General features: G+C 40.3%; 3 protein-coding genes. All 3 read right to left on the bottom strand.

From position 1 onward, the window contains the following. Nucleotides 1-32: 32 nt before the first annotated feature. The 3 genes from BVH04_RS23365 to BVH04_RS23375 all read right to left on the bottom strand — a co-directional run bounded on the left by BVH04_RS23365 (nt 33) and on the right by BVH04_RS23375 (nt 5,975). A complete protein-coding gene (locus tag BVH04_RS23365; RefSeq protein WP_086543880.1) occupies nt 33-1,892 on the bottom strand; it encodes a RagB/SusD family nutrient uptake outer membrane protein in 1,860 nt (619 codons plus the stop codon). Between the two features lie 12 nt (nt 1,893-1,904). Then, nucleotides 1,905-5,078, bottom strand: a complete 3,174-nt coding sequence (locus tag BVH04_RS23370; protein ID WP_086543883.1) for a SusC/RagA family TonB-linked outer membrane protein — start codon at nt 5,076-5,078, stop codon at nt 1,905-1,907. Between the two features lie 243 nt (nt 5,079-5,321). Then, the gene (locus tag BVH04_RS23375; protein ID WP_086543881.1) at nt 5,322-5,975 is read right to left on the bottom strand and encodes a Tll0287-like domain-containing protein; all 654 of its coding nucleotides are present in this window, start codon (nt 5,973-5,975) and stop codon (nt 5,322-5,324) included. Nucleotides 5,976-6,052: the final 77 nt, after the last annotated feature.

A 6,052-nucleotide genomic window follows, 5' to 3' on the forward strand; every position in this document is an offset into this window, starting at 1 on the left:
TGGCTTAGATTAATAATTAAGAATAACTAAGATTACTCGTATCCAGGATTCTGGATCAAAATAGTGTTTCTATTTAACTCATCTCTTAGAATAGGAGTAAAGTAGATTTTATCCAACCAAGTCCTATTCTCTTTTCCTGGATCGATAAGTAGTACTTTATACACATAGTTGTACACTTCTGGATCGTATCTGTAAACAGGCACACTTGCACCGGGCTTCAACGTACCTACAATATTGATGATGCTTGCTTTTCTACCAATAGTTTGTGCAGGAATCATCCAACGACGGACATCATGGTATCTCTGCTCCTCATAAGCCATTTCGATACGTCGTTCATTTCTGTACTCATCTCTCAAAGCATCACCTGTGGCAGTGATAGCAGGCTGACCTATTCTGAATCTAATCTGGTTCAACCAAGCTTTGGCCTCAGCTTCTTGACCGAGCTCAATCGAAGCCTCTACGTAATTCAATACCGCCTCAGTATACCTTAATACAGGCCAAGGAATTTCTTGCCATGTATTCTGATCTACAATTGCAGGATTCGGATCTACAAATTTTCTGATATAGTATCCAGTATAGCTACCATTCCAATCCTCAATAGAACTGTTTCTAGTATCCAATCCGAAATGAGTCACTTTAGCACCTGATGCATCAGTAACTTCATAAGTACCTGTCTGTATCTCTCCCAATGGATCCTTTGGCTTGTTTGCATTGGATCTTGGCTTCCACTGAGCGCCATCATATAATATAGAGGCATAGAAACGAGCATCCCTGTTCTCATAGGGTGCAGCAGCATGTACAGGGTTTGACCAGTCAAATTTTGAACCATCCATCATTTCATAATCATCAACTAGCAGTTGCACAGGGCTATTTCCAGCCCAGTTGTTATAGCCGTTTGGACCGTTGAAAAGACCCTGACGACCACCACCTTCTTGTTTCAAATTGATAAAGTACCTAGCCATGATCAACTCATTTTGACCACCATTTCTGGATAGGGAATTATTGATATAGTTTTGGATACCTTCAGCGTGAGGAACTGGTTCAGAAAGTCCATATAAGTTTCCATTCCCTTTATCCAATACTGCTTTAGCAGCAGCTTGAGCTCTTTGCCATCTTTCTACTCTATTTCCACTTGGATATGCTAACAGATCCAAATCAGAAAATCCTGCAAGAAGTGCCGATTTACTTTTTGCTGTTGGGCCATCATGAAGATCACTTGCAGCGTACAATAACACTCTTGACTTTAGGGCCAAGGCTGCTAGTTCGCTTGAACGTCCTTTAGCCATATTCTTTCCAGCCAGCAGCGCAGCAGCGTCATCCAAATCAGCAACAATGAAATTGATTGTTTCTTCCCACGTGTTACGCGGGACTTCGTATGACTCTTCACCTAACCCATAAGGTCTATCCACAATAGGTACGCCACCATAATATCTAGCCAATTGCTGGTAGTAGTAAGCCCTCATGAATTTAGCTTCACCCATCAATCTATCTACTATCCCGCCAGCATTCTCAAATTGAGGATCAGATAGATTCTCGATCGCAATATTAGCTCTTCTGATATAACTATACATATTCGCCCAGAAGATTGTATTGTTTACCCATCCATCATCAGCGGAGTTAGTTCTCGCTTCTGTAATGGTGGTGATACCTCTACCCGGGTGAGTGAAAATAGCTTCATCAGTTAAGGAAGCAAGCATTTGCTCATCAAAACCACCATTTCCAAGTCCCTGATAGATTCCCGTCACAAAAGCATCAGCTAATGCAGGGTCTGTCCAAACTGCCGACTGAGATATTTCAGTAAGTGGCTCTGTATTTAGAAAATCACTATTACAGCTGAGCAGCGTAAAGCATCCTGTCAGCACTAGTACTATTTGTTTTATATTATTTTTCATGTTGTCAAATTATTAAAATGAAACAGAAAGACCCGTGTTGATTACCCTAGCTTGAGGATAGTACTGTCCAGTAGCAGCATCCGACTCAGGATCATATACTTGGTTCTTGCTCCATGTGAGTAGGTTCAAACCATTCACGTAAAAACGAGCATTTTTGATTCCGATTTTCTCAGTGAGACTTGCTGGAATGTTGTAACCAATCTCTACGTTCTTCAATCTGATGTAATCAGAACTTCTAAACCAATACGTATTGTTTGCTGAATAATACTGATCGTTTCTGTTAGCAAGTCTTGGATTAGTGCTGCTCGGGTTGTCGATAGTCCAAGCGTCATCATAGATATCAGATAGGAAGTTACCAATATTCCCAGATTCACCCGCACTGATTACTTGTCTAGCACCAGCTGCTCCCTGGAACAAAATGGCCAAATCAAAGCCTTTGAAATTTGCGTTTAAGTTAACACCACCTTGAAATAGAGGGATATTATTATTATCCAAACGAACTCTATCATCAGGAGTGATTTTACCGTCGCCATTGTAATCTTGATACTTCATATCACCTGGTCTTAAATTACCAGTAATAGCTGAATAATCAAGCGTTTCTGCATCGATAGATTGCTGATCTGGGAAGACTCCGTTGTACTTATAAACTAGACGAGTGTTAATTGGTCTTCCTGTAGACATCTGCCACTCAGGTGCTCCCGGAGATTCATCCCAGAACAAAATACTGTTCTTAGCATATCCACCATTTACGCTAGCAGAATACTGGAATTCTCCTTTACCTCCTCTAATACCAAGATTCAAGTCAAATCCTTTATTTTCTACCTCTCCTATATTTTCTGCAGGAAGGTTAAGTCCAGTAGATTGTGGAACTGAAGCATTTCTCTGCCAAAGGATATTTGTACGCTTATTATAGAACAAGTCAAACTCGAAGAAGATTTTACCTTGAAGAAACTGGCCTTCAAAACCTAAGTTTGAGTTATTTGCAACTTCCCAAGTAATGTTATTATTAGGTACTCTTGTTTCGAAAAGCGTTTTACTTTCTGAATTACCTATGATGTAGGAGCTAAATCCATAGGTAGATAAGAATTGATATTCAAGTAAATCACCACCGCCGTATGTAATCTGATCATTACCCAATTGACCCCAAGAGCCTCTCACCTTGAAGAAGTCAAATGTTTTTCCAAGGGAATTTTTCCAGAAGTTTTCCTCCGAAACAACCCAGCCCAACATCAGGCCTGGGAAGAAACCAAATCTAGTATCTTCAGGAAAAATGTAAGAACCATCATATCTCCATAGGAATTCTGCCAGATATTTTTCCTTATAGTTGTAGGCAACTCTACCAAAGTAGTTCAGACGAGCTCTATTGAAAGCACCACCACTATTGTCCTTTTGAAGATCACCACCTGCAAATAATTGATCTATTGCAGTGGAAATAAAGAATCTTCTATAGGCACTAAAGTTGTTTCCCTCTACAGTTTCACGGTTTACACCGGCTACTACATTTAATGAATGTACATCATTGAACTTCTTGTCATAATTTAAAACACCGCCCAAAAGTATATTCAACTGATTCGAATTTGACTCACTTAGGTTCGGCTCAGCTGGTCCTCTCAAACTTGGAACCAATACTGGAGTTACTCCGTCTGCTTCAAAGCCGTTGCCTTTTTGATACAAAGTCCATGGAGTTTGCCATCTTTTAGTTGTTCGTATGTATTTATCAATTGCTGCAGTGCCAGTAAATTTCAAACCTTCTACTCCAGGTATTTTGATTTCTAAGTTACCAGTAGTTTGGATGTAGTCACGTGTATCGCGATCATATCCAGTTTGGTTGGTCGTCACTACTACCGGGTTTTGACCGTTTTCTATATCCGGACCTGGCTTACCATTTGGCCAGTAAGCAGGCTGATTAGGCTTTCCTCTCATCTGCATTCTGAAAATGGCATTAGATGAAACAGTTGGGAAGAATCTAGATTCCTCTCTTGCCATAATGCCTAAACCAACTTTCATATACTTGTTGATATTTGCATCCAAGTTGATCCGGAAGTCATATTGCTTGTATCCTGTAGCAGCATCCTTATAGTATGCATCCTGATTTTGGTAACCTAGAGAGGTCAAGTACTTCACATTCTCGCTACCACCTACTAGCTGTAGATTGTATCTGCTTTGTGGTGACCAGTTTTTAAGTGTTTCTCCATACCAGTCTGTGTCAGGATAGTTCCATTGATCTGTTCCATTTCTGTATAGCTCCAATTCGTCAGGAGAATATGGAGCAGTTCTTACTTGCCCGTTTGGTCTTGTGTATTGCCCATTTTGCTTATATGCTTCATTGGCAGCCGCCCATTCAGAGGTAGGAAGCTCATAGATATTCAGATCATTCAGCGCAGTCGCGTACTCAGCAGCATTGGCTAGCTGTGGAAGTATTGCTGGCTGTGCCCATCCTTGGTTCACTTGGAAAGTCAACTCAGGTGCACCCGTAGAACCTCTTTTGGTTGTTACGAGAATTACACCGTTAGCCGCTCTAGATCCGTAAATCGCCGCAGAAGCATCTTTCAATACAGAGATACTTTCGATATCATTTGGATTCAATCGCTCCAAACCACCTGCTCTATCAGGAATACCGTCGATTACTACCAATGCACCCGTGTTACCAAGGGAATTGGATCCACGGATTCTGATTCCAGATCCATCATTGCCTGGCTCACCGCCTCTATTTACTGCAACCACACCCGCCATACGACCAGCGATCGAGTTGGATAGGTTCAAAGCCGGAGACTTGACCAGTTCTTCACCTTTTACAGTGGCAATAGAACCAGTGATTGTCTCTTTTTTCTGCTCACCATATCCTACCACAATCACCTCTTGGAGAGATTTCGTGTCAGCAAGCAAGGTGAGGTCAAACGTGGTCTGAGCTCCAACTGGTACTTCCATCGGAGTAAAACCTATAAATGACAATACCAATACATCTGATGGTCCAGAAACATTGAGTGCAAACTTACCGTCAATGTCAGTGACGGTACCATTAGTTGTGCCTTTCACTAGAATAGACACACCAGGCAGAGGCAAATTATCCTCTCCTGAAATTACCACACCAGACACCTCCCGGGTCTGTGCGAATACGGTGCTAATCAGTCCCAGACAAAAAATTAATGTCAGGCTGAATAGCTTCAAATGAGTAAAGTTTCTCATTGGCATAGGGGTTTATTAGTTATTAATAAAATTTAACAGTCTAATGTCCCTGTAAGCTTTTGCAAAAGCAAACTGTTTTTTGCCAAAAGTTGACTGAATTTTGACATATAGGTCATATAACTACAGCCTTAACCGTTCAAAATTGTTTTATTCAATGAAACAATGGATAATAAAGGGAATAGGGCGATTTGCCTAACCATAAAAAAAAGAAAAATCCTCTCAAATTAACATTGCAATCGTTTGCTATAATCGATTAACAACAGATTTTTTAGGAAGCTTAATTGACCACATTCCTCTCAGATCTCCAACTTTAAATCCTCTGGCCAAATCCCTTGGATAAAGAGAATCTATCTTACTTAAAACATCTATTTCTATATCGTTCTTTGGATCTCCATGGCATGCCAAACAAAATTCTGAAGAAATGACAATTGCCTTATTATATAGTAATACATCTCCGCCTTCTATCTTTTGGATATTGGGTTCATTTTCTATCCCATTTTCCATGTTATATTGATATGCCTCCAGAATTGGCAATTCTTCTTCAGTAGGCATATTATCTTGATTTCTTGTGCGTGTAGAAGTTCGCCGTATTGACACCCCATTTTTATCACTTAATAACTTTATGATGGGTGCCGCATTTACATTACAAAACTCCAAAGCCTCTGCATATCCATTTTCTTCCACAGCCTTATGAAGATTTGCCATCAGTTGCTGCTGCGCTTCGCTGCTAATAGAATCTCCCCAGATCATAGCTTCTTGGGTGATTTGAGCTTCAGAAAGCTTCTTTGCTTCCATAGAGCTATTTACTTCGTCGAATACATTTTTTGAAACTCTCTCTTGTGGCCCGCATGCCACCAATAGAATAGCCGGGATTAGAAAATATAGTAAGTGTTTCATGAGGTTATGTATTTTAGAATAGATAAAACTACTAAGGATAGCTTAGATTCACAGAAATTCTGCTAATCTATACTAGT

The organism is Algoriphagus antarcticus (genome assembly GCF_002150685.1).
Classification (GTDB): domain Bacteria; phylum Bacteroidota; class Bacteroidia; order Cytophagales; family Cyclobacteriaceae; genus Algoriphagus; species Algoriphagus antarcticus.

Coding starts and splice junctions, on each gene's coding strand:
- BVH04_RS23365 (WP_086543880.1), bottom strand. CDS start 1,892: ATGAAAAATAATATAAAACAAATAGTACTAGTGCTGACAGGATGCTTT.
- BVH04_RS23370 (WP_086543883.1), bottom strand. CDS start 5,078: ATGAGAAACTTTACTCATTTGAAGCTATTCAGCCTGACATTAATTTTT.
- BVH04_RS23375 (WP_086543881.1), bottom strand. CDS start 5,975: ATGAAACACTTACTATATTTTCTAATCCCGGCTATTCTATTGGTGGCA.